Raw genomic sequence first — 17,720 nt, forward strand, 5'->3', positions numbered from 1 at the left:
AGAAAGGAAATGCTCATGTTTTCCAATAACCAGAAAATTTCGGTACGACAATTGAAAAGGCTTTTAGTCATGGACTGGATTGGTAAAATAAGCTTATTGCTGCCCCGGTTTATTGTGCAGTCAAGCGGAAAAGATTTAATATTGAGCCTGATTCTGGGAGTTGGGATTACGGCAGTATATACCTGTATTGTCTGCTATTTAAGCCGATATATCACCAGGAGTTTTGGAGGTTACGTAGAACTCCGTCTGGGAAGGGCTTCTGCATTTGCGCTGTGTCTGGTCTACTGGAGTTATATGTTTGTCAATCTGCTTTACATCACCCGGGTATTCGGAGCAGTAACCAGGCAGTATATGCTTCCGGAATTGTCCGAAAATATTCCATGTATTCTTATGCTTCTGGGAGGATTTTATGCCTCTATGGATCCAAAAGAGAGAAGAGGTCGTATTGCAGAAGTACTTTATCCTTTTGTGCTTATTCCGCTTCTGATACTTCTGGTAATAGCGTCCTTCGGTGTTCAAAGTGAGTATTTTACTTATGAAAGTGCCAACTTTAATGCAGTAACGATGAAGCAGAGCTTCCAGGTATTTACTGCATTTGGTGGCGTGAGCCTCATTTTATTTGAAGCACCGTTTATACAAAAAAGTGGGATGCGTCTGAGAACTACATTAAAAGGGCTGATGATAACTGCAATTGGTATTGGTGCGGCAATCCTTATTGGGATTGGTTCTTTTGGAGACCAGGGAATGAAAGCGTTAAGATGGCCTGTTGTTACTTTGATGAGTAATGTAGATATACCGGGAGGTTTTCTGCAGCGGTTCGATATTTTGTTTTTGGCACTTCTTCTTATGAGCTTTTTTGTAGCAGCCAGTACGGGAATATTCTATTTGAATCTGATCTTTAAGGAGATGTTTAAGCAGCCGGAAGAAAAGCACTATCACTTTTTAATGCTGATACTTAGTATCGCAGGTGTTCTCTGGTGCAAAAATGTTGAGATAGCCCAACAACTTTTTTTAACCGTAAACTGTTATTTACTGATACCGATTATGGCGGTATTCACAGTCATCTTTGCGATACTGGAATGGGAAAAGAGGAGGCGTAGCAAGTGAGAAAATGGTTTGTGACAGTAGTTTTAATGGCAATCATGCTCTGCCTGTCAGGTTGTACCAAACGAGAGTTGGAAGACCGCTATTTTCCTTTAGCAGTTGAAGTACACAAAGAAGAAGAAGGGTATCGGATCGAATATGCCCTTCCAAATATGGGAGAAGAGACGGGACAGAAAAAGGGCGGGGAAGAGGAATCAGAACAGGAAGAAAAGGATACCAAAGAAGAAAGCGCTGTGGGGAAGACCATAGAGGAGGCAGCAAAAGCTTATGCAGCTTATGTAGACAAATATATTGATTCCGGTCACACAAAGGCAATTATCCTGGGCCCGGAAATGCTGGAAGATGCAAATACCAGAAAAGAAATGCTGACATATTTTGAAAGTCATACCTCATTTGCCAGGAGCATTTCCGTCTTTGTATATGACGATGAAGGAGAAGAAAGCCTGGTTACCAAGACCGCTTCTTCTATAGATTCACTGGGAACCTATCTGCAGGATCTGATAAAAAATAATCCGGATAAAAAGGGAGTAGGAACGACACTAGGGGATCTTCTTAATTTTTGGCATAATAATGAAGAAGAAGTGACAATTCCCCAGGTTCATCTGAAGAAAGACAAACCGGTAGCAGACGGAGAAGTTGTTTTTATCAGCAGTCCATAATGCTGGTTCTTCGAACAATACCACTGTACCTAATAGATTGCAGATACAAAATCTATGGAATTAAGATTGTACAACTCAAAAATAATGTGGATAACCTTGTTTAAAACCCTAAATCCTGTGAATACTTAAATTGTACTAACAAACAGTTTGGTACAACAAAGTAAAAACAGGAGGGTACATAGGAATATGAGTATAATAAATCGATTTTATCAAAAATGGTATCTTGTAATTGGCGGTATGGGAATTGTAAGCGGGATTTTGATCTGCATGTTTCTGGCAGGCAGAATGACTCAGGAAACATCACTGCAAAAGGGAATTGCAGATCAAATAATACGTTTTCATGTTATTGCAAACAGCGACAGCGATGAGGATCAGGCACTAAAAATGAAGGTAAAGAATGAAGTGGTAGCATATATGGAAACTCTTTTAAAGGACGCACATTCAATTGATGCCACAAGAGCCTGCATCAAAGATAACATGGATAAAATACAAAAAAAAGCAGTTGAAATCATAAATAGGGAAGGCTATGCATATCCTGCTAAAGCCAGCCTTACCTGGTGCTATTTTCCCATTAAATCATATGGTGACATTACATTTCCTGCCGGTGATTATGAAGCACTCCGCATACAGATAGGAGAAGCCAAAGGAAAGAACTGGTGGTGCGTACTGTATCCAAACCTGTGCTTTATTGATTCGATACATGCGGTCGTACCGGAAGATGAAAAAGAAGAGCTTAAAAATGTGTTGACAGAAGATGAGTATGACAGTTTATTTTCCTGGAAGAAGAGTGAGTATAAAATTGGGTGGAAGTATTTGCCGTTTTAAAATACACTCTAGTACTACAGCGAATAATTTGGGTTTTGCTGAGTAAGGGACGCTTTGTAGATGTAGGTAGTGTACGGAAAGATGGGAGTGGGAAACTTGTATGGACTCCGTCAGCTGGCCGCAGAACTGGTATTTTCTAACCTTTCCGAAGCGCTTTTTGGCGGCACGCGGGTATTCACCGAGAAATCCTGATGCATTTCTCGGTTCAGTACCCGCTTAGTATCCGATGGGAGCCAGTCGAATACTATCCGCCAAAAAACACTCCGGAAAGGTAAGTAAATACTCAGCTCTGCTCTACGCTTCCTCCGTCCATACAAGTTTCCCACTCCCATCTTTCCGAGATTCATGTTACCGCCACAAAGCTGAATTTCTCAGCATGGTTGGACCCCTGGGCTGTGGCAGGCTGTTCTTTATTGGATGTAGCGTAGTATGTTTCGGCTATTTAAGCGTAAAAGGAGATGAAAGTTTGCTACTTTTTCTAGAATGAAGAAACAAATCACTGTGATAAGTCCAGTTGCTTTATGTTACTCGTTCTCAGCATGATAGATTCCCTGGGTGTAGAGCGGTATATTTTGACAATTTATGCATAATAGAAGATGAAAGTCTATTCCTTTTTCTGATTGCAGAATATAAAACAAATCCCGTTCTCAAGATCAGTTGCTTAACGCCAATATTGTTCAGCATGCCACAACCCCAAGGTCCCACCACGCTGAGAAAACCAGCTTTGTATCAACGAATGCTATCTCGGAAAGAGAAGGGGGCGAGCCAGGATATTGATTTGGAAGGCGTATAGCAGAGCTGAGTATTTACTTACCTTCCCAGAGTGCTTTTTGGCGGATAGTATTCGACTGGCTCCCATCGGATACTAAGCGGGCAGTGAGCTGCGAAATGCATCAGGATTTCGGAGCGAATGCCCGCGTGCCGCCAAAAAGGGCTCTGGGAAGGTTAGAAAATGCCAGTTCTGCGGTAAGCCTTCCAAATCAATGTCCTGGCTCGCCCCCTTCTCTTTCCGTACACTACCTATCATTTACAAAGCGTCCTTCCTCAGCGAAACCCAAATTTAAGCTAAAATTGTTCGCTCTAAATTTTAATAGGTGTGCCCCCTCAATGTCAATTGACTTTTCCACCAGTAAATCTTATTATAGTAGACAAAGGAAAATATACACCGTTAAACCTGTCAATGAGTAAAAGCAATCAGTAGGAGGAAAAGCATGAATCCAGTATATGAAAAATTATTAAAGTGTTACGAAAGTTTTCGACAAAAAATTAATTTTACGCCCAGGGTAGCCTTAGTTCTTGGATCGGGACTGGGAGGCTATGGAGATGAAATCCGTGTAGAGGCAGTCCTGGATTACCATGATATAGAAGGATTTCCGGTGTCTACGGTACAGGGGCACAAAGGGAGATTTATCTTTGGATACGTGGGAGAAGTGCCGGTTGTTGCTATGCAGGGCAGAGTCCACTATTATGAGGGTTACCCAATGACAGATGTGGTGCTTCCGGCGAGACTGATGAAGATGATGGGAGCAGAAGTACTGTTTTTAACAAATGCGGCTGGCGGTGTCAATTATGATTTCAAAGCCGGTGACTTTATGATGATAACAGATCAGATATCAGATTTTGTGCCATCTCCGCTGATCGGACAGAATATTGACGAGCTGGGACCGAGATTTTGTGATATGAGCCAGATATATAATCCGGAACTACAGGACATTTTACGCAAGGCGGCAAAGGAGCTTTCGATAGATCTAAAAGAAGGTGTGTATATCCAATTATCCGGACCCAATTTTGAATCACCCCGGGAAGTTAAAATGTGCCGTATTCTGGGAGCCGATGCCGTAGGCATGAGCACGGCCTGCGAAGCAATTGCGGCCAACCATATGGGGATGAAGATCTGTGGCATATCCTGTATTTCTAATCTGGGATGTGGAATGACGGAGACACCGCTAAGCCATAGTGAAGTTCAGGAGACAGCAGACCGTGTGGCACCGCTGTTCAAACAGCTTGTGACAGAAGCAATAAAACGCATGGGTTAAATAATTCTAAAACTATTGATACCAGAGCAGGTATTTAATGAAAGAGTATACAGCGTATCCGGGCACAGGAAGTGTCCGGATACATTTTTATTAGTCATCATTCGGATAGGTGAGCCGGAGATTTTCAGGTATAAGAAATCAGATAGTGAGGAACACTAAAACCAAAAGAGCAGCATCAGATATAAGGATACTGCAGATTCTGGTTAGGAGGAGTACTTTGAAAAAATTACTATCAATATTTCTTTGTATTTGTATATTAGGAAGCGGGGCTGCCGGATGTGGAAGCAGTAAAGATAATACTGGGAGCACAAAACAGGCGGAAACAAAAGAATCAGCTGTAAAAGAATCAGCTGGGAAAGAATCAGCTGCGAAAGAATCGGCTGCAAATGAGTCATCAGAAAACACAGCGCTGAAAATAGCAATTGTTACTAGCGGGTCAGGTGTAGATGACGGAACATTTAACCAAAATATTTACAGCGGAATTCAGTCTTTTATTGAGAAATATCCGGATTCATCGGTAAAGCCGGTCCAGGAGTCTTCCGGTGACAGCGCTGCTGCAGTTACCGCAGTAGCGGATATCGCTGCGGACTATGATGTAGTGGTCTGCTGCGGCTTTCAATTTTCGCAGATTGCAGCTACGGCAGAAGACAATCCGAAAGTAAAATTTATTCTTGTAGATTCCAACCCTGCATATGAGGATGGCAGCGAAGCAGATCTTCCAAATATCTGTGCTATGACATTTGCTGAGCAGGAAAGCGGATTTATGGCGGGAATGGCAGCAGCTTTGGAATCAAAGACGAAAAAGGCAGCTTTTGTTGGTGGAATAGCCTATCCGTCTAATGTCAATTACCAGTACGGATTTGAATCCGGTATAAACTATGCCAATCAGAAATATAGCACAGGCATTGAACTGATAGCGCTTCCTTCATATTCCGGAACGGATGTAACCAATAAAGATGTGGGCGGAAATTATATCGGAAGCTTCGCGGATCAGGCTACCGGAAAAGTTATTGGCAGTGCATTGATCAAAGAAGGCTGTGATATCCTGTTTGTTGTTGCCGGAGACTCTGGAACAGGAGTATTTACTGCTGCAAAAGAGGCAGAGGATGTAAAAGTAATTGGATGCGATACAGACCAGTATGATTTTGGCACTAAGGGCAGTGAAAATATCGTGCTTACATCTGCGGTAAAAGTGATGGGCAAAAATGTTGAAAAACAGCTGGAAAAGATTGCAGCTGGAGACTTTACCGGTGGAAATATACTACTGAAAGCGGATACAGATTCAACAGGATATGTGAAAGAAGAAGGAAGAAACCAGCTGTCTGAGGATTCGATTGCAAAATTGAATGAAGCTTATGCATTAATTCAAAGTGGAGAAGTCGTTCCTGCAGCAAATTTTAATAATATTACACCGGATGACTTTCCAGGGTTGAAATAACGAATATGGAATCAGAATACATCGTTGAGATGAAAAATATAACAAAGCAGTTCCCGGGAATTACAGCGAATGATCATGTGACCCTCGGGATTAAAAAGGGCGAGATTCTTGCCCTTTTAGGTGAGAATGGAGCAGGAAAATCAACGCTTATGAGCATGTTGTTTGGAATGTATGAACCCGACGAGGGGGAAATATATGTCAGGGGAAAGAGAGTCGTAATATCTTCCCCCAGCTTTGCTTCCCGTCTGAATATCGGGATGGTACACCAGCACTTTAAACTGGTAAGTGATTATACAATAACTGAAAATATAATTCTGGGAATAGAACCCAGAAAATATCTTCTGGGATTTATTCCGGTGGTAAATAAGAAGGACGCCAGTGGAAAAATTGCCGGAATTTCAGAAAAATACGGACTGAAAGTTAATCCGGAGCAAATCATTGAAACGGCTGACGTATCGGTGCGGCAGCGGGTGGAAATATTAAAGATGCTTTACCGTGAGGCAGAAATCCTGATCTTTGATGAGCCTACGGCAGTATTAACCCCCCAGGAGATTCAATTTTTAATGAAAATATTAATGGGGCTGCGTGAAGACGGAAAAACAATTATACTCATTACGCACAAACTGGAAGAGATAAAACAGGTGGCAGACCGGTGTGCTGTTTTATGCAGGGGAAAGCTAACCGGTATCTTTGACGTTTCAAAAGTCAGCACCAGTGAGATGGCAAGACTTATGGTAGGCAGAGAGGTAGATTTTACGCCACCTAAAAAACCCGCCGATTTTAAGAAATGTGTATTGGAGATTGAACATCTTACCGTAAAGAATGAGTCTGGTTTTGAGGTAGTAAAAGACGTATCCTTTCAAATACGCCAGGGCGAAATTTTTGCCATTGCAGGCGTTTCCGGTAATGGGCAGATCGAAATAGCAGATGCCATAGCGGGACTGATCCGGGTGCATCATGGCTCTGTTTTACTGAGTGGAGAAGATATTACAAGATCTTCGATCAGATCCAGGGTTCTTTCCGGAATTTCTTATATACCGGAAGACCGGCAGAATTATGGTCTGGTAATGGACTTTTCCTTAGAAGAAAATCTTGTTTTAAAATCCTATTTCAAAGAGCCATTTTCAAAAAGAGGGGTATTGCAGCAGCTATTGATACGCAGCCATGCAAAACACCTGATTGAAAAATATGACATCCGGTGCAGCAGAGGAAGCGTGACTAAAGTCCGTTCTATGAGCGGAGGAAACCAGCAGAAGGCGATTATTGCCAGGGAAACCCAGAGAGATGCATCACTGCTGATATTCGTACAACCTACCAGAGGGCTGGATATCGGTGCAATTGAACGAATTCACAGCCTGATTCTTAAAGAGCGGGATAATGGAAAAGCCATATTGCTTATTTCTCTGGAACTGGAAGAAGTAATGAACCTGGCGGATACCATAGGGGTTATCTATAATGGATCGCTGAACCGGATTGCGGCAGCAGACCATTTGAGCTCAGAAGAAGTGGGGCAGTTTATGATGGGAGTGAAGGGAGGCAGGCAAAATGAAGAAACAGATCGTTCCCTTAAGGGAAAAGGATAAGTTAGGGACAGCTGTAATCCCGGTAGTTTCCATCGCTGTCAGCTTCCTTGTATGTGCAGTTGTACTGCTGATCTTAAAGAAAAATCCAGTGATGGTTTATGGAGATCTGTTAAAGGGATGCGGTATACTCCCAAAAGAAAGCTATGCAGGTTCCAAGAATATGCTGACGGATTTTACCGGCTTTTTGAATGCATGGACCCCTCTGCTGTTTTCGGCATTGGCAGTTGCCGCAGCCTTAAAAGCTGGTCTTTTTAATATTGGAGTTTCAGGGCAGATGCTGGTATCCGGCTATCTCGCCACTGTTCTGGTAGGATATGGCGATCTGCCTGCAGTTGCAGCCAAACCCCTTGTGATTGTAATAGGCATCATAACAGGTGCTCTTATAGGAGGGATGGTAGGGAGTCTTAAATATCGTTTTGGCATAAATGAAGTAGTATCCACTATCATGATCAATTATATTGCCCAGTATGTGATCAGTTTCTTTATTAATACATTTTATATCAATCCGGTATCCCGTCAGTCTAATCCGGTCAGCAAAGCGGCGAGGCTGACATTGATGGATGTTACTGCAGGAAATATCAGGATTGACATACCGCTTGGCATTATACTTGCAGTTGCCGCCGTGGTATGGATGCGCTTTTTCTTTCAGAAGACGACATCCGGATTCGAAATAAAAGCAGTTGGTGCCAGTCGCACCGCAGCCAAATATGCCGGAATGAATGTTGGAAAAAACATGGTGCTTGCAATGGTTATTTCCGGGGGGCTGGCGGGTTTGGCGGGCGTCACGTATTATCTGGGGTATTTTGGCTCTATTGGTCCAAGGACTTTGCCATCTGCAGGATTTGACGGTATTGCTGTAGCATTGCTCGGTGGAAATCAATCGATAGGTATTTTTTTCTCTTCCTTTCTCATCTCCATAATCAGCAAAGGAAGTACTTATATGAGTTCGGCATCTGGTGTAGAGGCTGAAATTGCATCTGTAATCACAGGGCTGATTCTGCTGATTTCTGCATGTAATGCTTATTTCTCACACCGGCTAAGCAAAATGGGAGGAAAGTGATGGAAGGGATAATTATAGATGGACTGTCATTTGCACTGCCCCTGTTTGTCATGGCAATTGGAGGGATTTACAGTGAAAAAAGCGGAATAACCAATCTGGCATTGGAGGGCTTGCAAGGTTTTGGGGCATTTTCAGGAGCTTTGGCGGCTGTATTTGCCATGTCTTATTTTGGGGCTGAGTCACAGATAACTTTTTATATTGCATTGGCATGTGCTGTTGCCGGAGGTATTGTGTATTCCATGCTTCATGCGGTTTTGTGTATTCGTTTCCGTGCCAATCAGGTAATCAGCGGAGTGGTAATGAATATACTTGCCATGGCGCTGACATCTTTTATGACGAAACAGATAAACAGCAGTATTTTCTCCAGCCCCTCCGATAAATTCGTACTTGGGGTATCCAGCCGTTTTAGCATACCGCTATTATCAGAGATTCCGATAATTGGAGCAGTGTTTCAGGATATATATCCGTTTGAGATTATTATACTGGCAATTATGGTTTTGGCATGGTATATTCTATATAAAACAGGTTTTGGTATGCATCTGAGGGCGTGTGGAGATAATCCACATGCAGTTGACGCTGCCGGAGTTGATGTTGAAAAGGTGCGTTTTCTGGCGGTCGGCATATCGGGAGCCCTTTCTGCGGTGGCTGGAATCAGTTTTGCATATTCCATATCTGCTAATTTTTCATCGGGAATTTATGCCGGATACGGATACCTTTCTATAGCGGCAATGATATTTGGAAACTGGAGAATCATTCCCACCTTAGGAGCCTGTCTGCTTTTTGGCTTTGCCAGATCAGGAGGATATCAATTGGTCAGGGTTTTGAATATGCCGGGTACTTATTCTGATCTGGTGATGATTCTGCCTTATGTCCTTACGCTGCTGCTGCTGGTGTTCTTCTCCAGGCATAACCATGCGCCGCGGGCTTTGGGCGAAATATATGATAAAGGGAAACGGTAATTTAACGTTATTAATTTAAATGAATAAAATAGCAGATGAATTTAAGAAATGATGAAATGGGGGAAGAGACACATGAATATACGTTTATATAATGCAAGAATTTTAACACTGGCAAATGGATTTGAGATTGAACGTGGGGAAGTACATGTTAAAGGCAGTTTGATTTCATATGTAGGAGAGGAAAAAGAGAACAGGGAAAACTGGGACAGGGAAATCAACTGCATGGACAATTTACTGATGCCGGGATTTAAGAATGCACATACCCACTCCGGGATGACCTTTCTGCGCTCTTTTGCAGATGATATGCCGCTGCTTGACTGGCTGCATCAGCAGGTCTTCCCTATGGAGGCGAAATTAAATGCAGATGATATATACCACCTATCCAAGCTTGCCATTATGGAATATCTGACAAGCGGAATAACTGCTAATTTTGATATGTACCTTACTCCGGATACTATAGCGCAGGCATCTGTGGACTGTGGTTTTCGAACCGTCATGACCAGTGGATTAAACGACTTTACCCAGTCGGTGGAGCTGATGGATGAGTGGTATCGGAAATACAATCGTTATCATGAATTAATTAGTTTTAAAATTGGATTTCATGCAGAATATACCACGTCCAGAGAATTGTTAGAAGGAGTGGCAGATCTGGCCGGGAAATATCAGGCTCCCGTTTATACCCATAATTCCGAGAGTCTTTCTGAAGTTGAGGGATGCATGGAACGCAATCATATGACGCCTACTGCTTATCTTAATCAGTTTGGGATGTTCCGATATGGAGGGGGAGGGTACCACTGTGTGCATATGACGGAAGAAGATTTACAAATCTTTCAGGAACATGGTATGTCAGTCATAACCAACCCCGGCTCCAATGCTAAACTGGCAAGCGGAACAGCCCCCATTAAAAGAATCCTGGATCTGGGAATTAATCTGGCGATAGGCACAGATGGCCCGGCAAGCAATAACTGTCTGGATATGTTCCGTGAGATGTTCCTAACTACCGGATTAGCCAAACTCAGGGAAAATGATGCGTCCGTAGTAGATGCCAATCAGGTACTCTATGCAGCGACCGTTGGCGGCGCAAAGGCAATGGGATTAAAAGATTGTGATACCTTAGAAGAAGGAAAACTGGCGGATCTGATCCTGATTGATTTGAACCAGCCCAATATGCAGCCTATAAATAATATAACAAAGAATATTGTATACAGCGGAAGCAAACAAAATATTAAGCTGACTATGGTAAATGGGAAAGTGCTGTATGAGGACGGGGAGTTTCATATTGGTGTGGAGGCACAGGAAGTGTACGATAAAGTCAGACAGATTACGGAAAGTAAAAAATAATTTATGAACTAAAAAAAAATACAAACACAATTAATAAACTAAAACTAATAGCCAGGACTAATAGCCAGAACTAATAGCCAGAACAGTTAGCCAGAACTGATAGCCAGAACTAATAGCCAGAACTGATAGCCAGAACTGATAGCAAAAACGAATAAACAAAAACGTATAGCCAGAACTAATAGCCAAAAAACGAATAAACAAATAGAATAAATAACAACTAAATTTAACGGAGGAAACATATGCCATATTTTATATATCGAGACAAGAAATGCTGGTACGAAGAAAATGGGAAGGGATATCCCCTTCTGTTACTGCATGGTAATACCGCGTCATCCAGAATGTTTGCAGAAGTTGAAAAATTGTACCGAAAGAATTTTAAAACCATATTGATTGATTTTCTGGGGAATGGCAAATCAGAACGTGTGGAAGAATTCCAGACAGATTTATGGTTTGACGAAGCGATGCAGGTAATAGCATTTTTAGAACAAACTGGCTATCAGAAGGTAAACCTTATCGGAAGCAGCGGTGGTGCCCAGGTTGCAATTAATGTTGCGTTAGAGCGGCCGGATCTGGTAAATAAAGTAATAGCTGACAGTTTTGAAGGGGACACCCCTTTGAAGGCATTTGTAGAAAATGTTATAGAAGACAGAGAAGCATCCAAGCAGGACGAAGGTATAAGGGGCTTTTATATATTTAATCATGGAGAAACCTGGGAACAGGTAGTAGACTGTGATACAAAAGCGATCCATGATCATTACATAGGGAACGGGAAATTCTTTCACAGGCCTTTATCAATGCTTAAGGCAGATATATTATTTACAGGAAGCCGCGAGGATGAGTTTGCAACGCCTCAATTTTATGATGATGTGTATCAGGGACTGATTGAGAAAATTGGGCATGGCAAAATAAAGCTCTTTGAAAAAGGCGGACATCCTGCACTGTTGTCAAACGGGCAGGAATTTTATGAGGCAGCATGTAGTTTTTTACAAGAATAGAGAACGCATAAAAAAATTTTAATGCCAACAGCTTAGTTCTGTATGGGAGAAAAGGTTTTTACTATAATCATTACATGGATTTTTTGCAAAAAATCAATGAATAGTTATATAAAAATATAATTATTAGAATGAATTAAACTTATAGTCCATTATAATTTTGCCGTATCTTGCATAAAATAAAGTCAAATGCAGGAGGGAAGAGCAATATGGTAGTGGATTATATCGAATTAGGAAAAAGAATCAAGAAGATTAGAAAAAGTAAAGGCATTACCCAGGAACAGCTCGCGGAAAACATTGGCTTATCTACACAATATATCAGTAATCTGGAAACTGCTAAGTCGAAAGGCAGTCTGGAAACAATCGTGAAAATAGCCAATATTTTCGAAGTCTCCGTGGATGAACTTTTATGTGACAGTGTCAAGAAATCGAGAGATTTTCAATTGAATGATATTACGATGGAAATGCGTGATTGTACAAACAAAGAGATGAAAATGATATTAAAAGTAGTAAAAGCGTTAAAGGGAGGGATGAGAGAATAAACAGCAAGCCGTATGTGTAGAGCGTACGGCTGTTTTTATATATAGTTAAAAAATTGATGAAGTACATCGGTTGCAGGATAAAGTGTGGGAATGAGATAAATACTATGGAGAGTGCAGTTATGGTTAATATTGCAGTTGTAGATGACAATGAAAATTGTGCGGATTTGATAAAACAGAATATTATTAATTATTTGAACAGCGAGAGGATAGAGAAAAATGTAGAAGTCTTTGGGAGTTCTAAGCAGTTATTATTTGCTTTAGGCGGTAACAAAAGTTATCAGATCTATTTCCTGGACATAGAACTACCGGATATGGATGGTTTAACACTCGCAGAAAAATTAGTGAAGCAGAGTGTTGAATCTTATATTATATTTATTACTTCGCATTTTGAAGTGGTTCTGGATGCTTTCAAGGTGAGGGCATTTCGTTTTATCCCCAAAGAAATGCTGGAAGAAAAGATTCCGGAAGCTCTTGAGGCAATTCAAAAGGAACTCAGTCTTCAGGCCGAAGAATACTATATTATTAATACGGAGCTGCGGTTTGAAAAAATATTATATCGGGATATCATCTATATATTCAGGGATGGTAAGAATGCTGTATTTGTAACGAAAACAGGCAGCAGGCATGAACGGAAGAGCCTTCGCCAGGTATATGCAAAATTGTCGCCAAGGGATTTTGTTTTTATTGAAAAAGGATATATCATTAATATTTTTCATGTAGTTGGTTTGATGGGCAATGTTCTGGAAATGGAAGGCCGGATTAGTCTGAAAGTCAGCCAGTCCAGGCTGAAGGAAGTAAAAGAGAAAATACATACGTTCTGGAGGTATTATAAATGAACATATTTCTGGAAGGAATGCAATTTCTATTAACAGCGGCAGAAATACAGCTTTGTTTGAAAATGATGGGGATCTTCTTTGATAAAAGAGTATCCGGAAAAAAATATAATGTATTAATAGAGATCGTAACGATCTTCGTTGCGGCTATACTGGTTATGAACAGACGGGTTCTTTTATTTTCAAGATGGGTTCTGCTCCTGACGATCTTACTGGTCTTTCTTTCCGGATTTTTGCTGTACCGGCAGAGTATTATACAAATTTTTACAATCTCTGCAATTTTCAATATTGGTCTGGCTTTGTCTGATCTGATGAACATATATCTGGTAAGCATTTTGGTCAGACGGCCTGATTTTGGGATTATAATTGATAATGATTTAAGTGTCAGCAGGGTCCTTATTCTGCTGTTTACAAGAGTGGGAGCATTTATTTTATATAAACATTTAAAAGGTCTGTTTGAAAGGTCGTCCATTCGTATCAGCTATTATACAAAGGGACTCCTTATGCTTAGCGGGATTGGATTTATCGGAGTATCAAACTTTCAGAAGGTTTATGCAAATGAAGTCAGTATGGGATTTATAGCTGACTGGTTTTTGTTTTTGGCTCTGATTCTTATGATTGCTATGATATTTGGACTTTATGTAATGTATCGGAACGAAAAAGAAAATACCAAGATGATACTTATCCGAAACCAGCTTCTGGAAGACAGCTGGGGTGATTTGAATCAGATGTACCGCGATAATCAGAAGATTTTTCATGATTTAAAGAAACATGTGAATATTATGTACCGGTATATGAAGGTGGGAAAGCAGGAAGCTGCTATGGAGTATATGGAAAGTATTATTGGTCCGGTAGAGGCATTAAACGAATGTGTATGGTCGGGAAATCAGATTATAGATTTAATCTTGAATTACAAAAAGACAGAGGCTATACATAAAAATATTCATATGAAATGTAAAGTAGAGAAATTGAATAAGGTTATGGTAAAAGACAATGATATATGTGTTATTCTGGGAAATCTGCTGGATAACGCCATTGAAGCGTGTGAATTAGTCCATTATGGGAAGAAATGGATTTCTGTGGAAATATCACAAAAAAACAGACTGCTGTTGATTTCTGTTAAAAACAGTATGGAAGTTCAGCCAATAAAAAGAAATGGACGGTTTGAGACCGGTAAAAAGGACAAGAAACTGCATGGCCTGGGGATGGAAAGTATTCAGTCGGCAGCGGATAAATATGGAGGCTGTGTGGAGTATGAATTTGATGACAAAATATTCAGGGTTTTTGTGACTTTATTTTTCTAAAGCGTGTCTCAGAATCCTAAGTATGTGGTCAAAAAACCTATCGTTAACGGACATCGCAGGACAATATTAAGAAAATGTGTTATGATTTCCCCATAGCAAGCAATGGTATATAAGAACGAAGGAGGAGATTAATGACAAGAAATGGATATCGGGGAATTTTGGGAGAAAATGTGTGTACCCGATAAGAAGTGTGAGTGAAGAAAAGTTAGTGGGAAAATTCCTGACGCTGTAACAGAAGGCAGCGGTTCAGGAGAAAAATGAATGTAAAGGTAAGGCAGAAGCATGGGAGAAAAGCTTTTGCCTTATTTTTCTCTGGATTTTCAGGAATAATGTAATTTTGAACAATGCCATTTCAATAAAAATATGGAATTTTGGAAACGGATAAAGTATAATGGAAATGCAATCCGGTATTTTCCGGCATTGCCTGTCGGATTTTGGATAAAACATAGGATGAAATGAGGAAATCGGATGGAACGTGTGACAATGAAGGACATATCAAGAGAAGTGAATGTCTCTGTAAATGCTGTTTATAAGGCTTTGAATGGGAAAAGCGGGATTAGCCAGAAAACCAGGGAAGCCATTTTGAAAAAAGCAGATGAGCTGGGGTATCAGGTGAACCGTGCTGCCCAAAGTCTGGCACGTAAGCCCATCTGCATCGGAATCATTGCAACTGAGGAATGGCCAGAATATTATAATAATTTAAAAAAGGGTATACAGTTGGAGTTGGAGCAGCTGGCTGATTATAACATTTTGGGGAAATTTTATACGATTTCAGCACCCTATACCAAGGAGAAGGCCATGCAGGCAGTTTCGGATTGCCTGGACGATCAGGTGGACGCTATTATTGCCTGCTCCTTCCATCAGGATGCAGGCAATAAAGGATTTGTGGAAGCCATGAATAAGCTGGCTGTTCCGGCGGTGGCATTGGGGTCCGGTTTGGAGGGATTTAACTGTCTGTGCTGTGTAAAGGTAGATACCTATACTTCGGGAAGACTGGCAGCAGAACTCATGAGTCAGATAATACAGCCGGAGCAGGCTGCGGTCGCGTTTATTGGAAATAAGGATTTTGCGGAGCATAAAGAGAAAATGTCGGGCTTTTTGGAAGAAGCTAATGATAGAGGTATGAAGGTTGCAAGTGTCTTTGAAACACAAGATGATTCGCAGATTGCGTATTATTTGACGGATAAGCTTCTGGAGAGCGGTTCCAATATCGGCGGAATTTACATCGCAACGGGCAACTCGGTTGCCGTTTGCAAATGCCTGAAGGATCACAAGGTTAAAAATATTAAGATTTTGGGAACGGACGTTTTTGAAGAACTCAGAAGTTATGTGAAGGATGGAACCATGAGCGGAATCATATTTCAGAATCCTGTAAAGCAGGGCAGATATGCCGTGAAAATGCTTTATCGTCATTTGGTTGAGCACGCGGAGGTGGAAAAGGAGCTCTTGATTGCACCCCAGGTTGTATTGAAAAGCATCATTGATTACTATTCTTGAATATTATCCGAATGAGAACACTTATATCTATGAAGTAACATAGGTATAGGTGTTTTTTATTATAGGAAAAATGCACTCTTTAAACTGTATGAATAAAAAAATGGATGTAAAACCATATCTTAGTGCTAGAGAGAAAATAACTATATACAAAATGCATAAAAAGTAAAATGTTTTTCTGGATATATTCACAAATATACCATAACATAATCAGGTATAAGAAAAAAGTATTAAACATAATGGATAAAATAAATAAAAAAGACTATTGACATACGAAAAAGTATATAGTATTATGTGCTTAAAGGATAAACGTTCACCCTGTAAAAAAAGAAAAAAGTATAGACTAATACAGTTTATAAGAAGATTTATCTAAAAAACGAGTTAAATACAGAAGAAATTACTTTGTATAAGTGAAAAACTGTTATATAACGCATCATTTAAGCGACGACAATAAGATAAACGTTTATCCAAGAAACGAGGATTAAAATGCAGCGTGTAACAATGAAGGACATATCCAGAGAAATGGATGTCTCTATCAATACGGTGTACAAGGCTTTGAACGATAAAAAAGGAATCAGCCAGAAAACCAGAGACATTGTTCTAAAGAAGGCGGATACTATGGGGTATCGGGTGAACCGTGTGGCACAAAGTTTGGCACGGAAGCCAATACACATTGGAATCATTACAACAGAGGAATGGCCGGAATATTATAATGAATTAAAGAAAGGTGTACAGCGAGAGCTGGGGCAGCTAGCGGACTATAACGTTTCGGGAAGGTTTTATACAATTTCAGCACCTTATACCAAGGAGAAAACCATGCAGGCGGTCACGGACTGCATGGAGGATAAGGTGGATGCTATTATCATATGCTCCTATCACCAGGATGCCGATAACAAGGGCTTTGTGGAGGCGGTGAATAAGCTGGCGGTTCCTACAGTGCTGCTAGGTTCCGATTTGATGGGCTTTGAACGCTTGTGCTGTGTGAAGGTGGATACCTATGTCTCGGGAAAGCTGGCAGCGGAATTTATGAGTCGTATTGTACAGAAGGAGCGAACAGTAGCGGTTTTTATCGGAAATAAGGACTTTGTTGAGCACAAAGAAAAGCTGGCAGGCTTTTTAAAGGAAGCGGACAGCAACGGCTTGGAGGTGGAAGGAGTTTATGAAACACAGGATGATCCTCAGATTGCCTACTATTTGTCTGAAAAGATTTTAAAGGGCAGCGAAAGTATTGGCGGTGTGTATATCGCAACGGGGAATTCGGTTGCGGTATGCAAATGTTTGAAGGACAACAATATCAAGAATATTCAAATATTGGGAACCGATGTTTTTGAGGAGGTCAGAAGCTATGTAGAGGATGGGACGATTAGTGGAATTATATTCCAGGATCCCATAAAGCAGGGAAGATATGCCGTAAAAATGCTTTATCGCCATTTGGTGGGACAGCTGGAGGTGGAAAAAGAGGTTTTAATTGCGCCCCGGGTTGTTTTGAAAAGTATTATTGACTATTATTTATAGTTCCCCAGGTTCTGTTTATTCTGTGGGTACGTTGA

Annotated in this window: 16 protein-coding genes; all 16 read left to right on the top strand. The window is 40.8% G+C overall.

The genetic code is table 11. From position 1 onward, the window contains the following. Positions 1-15 precede the first annotated feature (15 nt). Entirely contained in the window at positions 16-1,107 is a 1,092-nt protein-coding gene (locus QR40_RS07320) for a GerAB/ArcD/ProY family transporter (RefSeq protein ID WP_044294153.1), read from the top strand. Beyond that, positions 1,104-1,763, top strand: a complete 660-nt coding sequence (locus tag QR40_RS07325; RefSeq protein WP_044294155.1) for a Ger(x)C family spore germination protein — start codon at positions 1,104-1,106, stop codon at positions 1,761-1,763. The genes QR40_RS07320 and QR40_RS07325 overlap by 4 nt, the downstream gene beginning before the upstream one ends. 186 nt (positions 1,764-1,949) lie before the next feature. Beyond that, entirely contained in the window at positions 1,950-2,588 is a 639-nt protein-coding gene (spoIIR, locus tag QR40_RS07330) for a stage II sporulation protein R (RefSeq protein ID WP_044289222.1), read from the top strand. A gap of 69 nt (positions 2,589-2,657) precedes the next feature. Continuing rightward, entirely contained in the window at positions 2,658-2,780 is a 123-nt protein-coding gene (locus tag QR40_RS32480; protein WP_255348070.1) for a hypothetical protein, read from the top strand. 1,019 nt (positions 2,781-3,799) lie between these two features. Further along, on the top strand, positions 3,800-4,624 hold the full coding sequence (locus QR40_RS07335) for a purine-nucleoside phosphorylase (RefSeq protein ID WP_044294157.1): 825 nt from the start codon (positions 3,800-3,802) through the stop codon (positions 4,622-4,624). A 217-nt stretch (positions 4,625-4,841) separates the two neighbouring features. Then, positions 4,842-6,062 carry a BMP family lipoprotein gene (locus tag QR40_RS07340; RefSeq protein ID WP_044294159.1) on the top strand — a complete coding sequence of 407 codons (1,221 nt, stop codon included), beginning with the start codon at positions 4,842-4,844 and terminating at the stop codon, positions 6,060-6,062. A gap of 5 nt (positions 6,063-6,067) precedes the next feature. Beyond that, on the top strand, positions 6,068-7,645 hold the full coding sequence (locus QR40_RS07345) for an ABC transporter ATP-binding protein (protein WP_044294160.1): 1,578 nt from the start codon (positions 6,068-6,070) through the stop codon (positions 7,643-7,645). Continuing rightward, positions 7,608-8,705, top strand: a complete 1,098-nt coding sequence (locus QR40_RS07350) for an ABC transporter permease (RefSeq protein ID WP_044294161.1) — start codon at positions 7,608-7,610, stop codon at positions 8,703-8,705. Before QR40_RS07345 ends, QR40_RS07350 begins: the two co-directional genes overlap by 38 nt. Beyond that, on the top strand, positions 8,705-9,664 hold the full coding sequence (locus QR40_RS07355) for an ABC transporter permease (RefSeq protein WP_027293103.1): 960 nt from the start codon (positions 8,705-8,707) through the stop codon (positions 9,662-9,664). The genes QR40_RS07350 and QR40_RS07355 overlap by 1 nt, the downstream gene beginning before the upstream one ends. 72 nt (positions 9,665-9,736) lie before the next feature. Further along, entirely contained in the window at positions 9,737-11,005 is a 1,269-nt protein-coding gene (locus tag QR40_RS07360; protein ID WP_044294162.1) for an amidohydrolase family protein, read from the top strand. Between the two features lie 239 nt (positions 11,006-11,244). Next, positions 11,245-12,000 (top strand): alpha/beta fold hydrolase, encoded by a 756-nt coding sequence (locus QR40_RS07365; protein ID WP_044294163.1) that lies wholly within the window; start codon positions 11,245-11,247, stop codon positions 11,998-12,000. Positions 12,001-12,206: 206 nt separating this feature from the next. Further along, on the top strand, positions 12,207-12,539 hold the full coding sequence (locus tag QR40_RS07370) for a helix-turn-helix domain-containing protein (protein ID WP_027293106.1): 333 nt from the start codon (positions 12,207-12,209) through the stop codon (positions 12,537-12,539). Between the two features lie 104 nt (positions 12,540-12,643). Next, a complete protein-coding gene (locus QR40_RS07375; RefSeq protein WP_044289226.1) occupies positions 12,644-13,375 on the top strand; it encodes a LytR/AlgR family response regulator transcription factor in 732 nt (243 codons plus the stop codon). Beyond that, positions 13,372-14,676: an ATP-binding protein gene (locus tag QR40_RS07380; RefSeq protein ID WP_044294165.1), complete on the top strand. Its 1,305-nt coding sequence runs from the start codon at positions 13,372-13,374 to the stop codon at positions 14,674-14,676. Before QR40_RS07375 ends, QR40_RS07380 begins: the two co-directional genes overlap by 4 nt. A gap of 468 nt (positions 14,677-15,144) precedes the next feature. After that, positions 15,145-16,173, top strand: coding sequence for a LacI family DNA-binding transcriptional regulator (locus QR40_RS07385; protein WP_027293109.1), 1,029 nt, complete (start codon positions 15,145-15,147; stop codon positions 16,171-16,173). A 483-nt stretch (positions 16,174-16,656) separates the two neighbouring features. Continuing rightward, positions 16,657-17,685, top strand: coding sequence for a LacI family DNA-binding transcriptional regulator (locus QR40_RS07390; protein ID WP_044294167.1), 1,029 nt, complete (start codon positions 16,657-16,659; stop codon positions 17,683-17,685). Positions 17,686-17,720: the final 35 nt, after the last annotated feature.

Origin of the sequence: Robinsoniella peoriensis (assembly GCF_000797495.1) — a bacterium.
Lineage (GTDB): Bacteria > Bacillota > Clostridia > Lachnospirales > Lachnospiraceae > Robinsoniella > Robinsoniella peoriensis.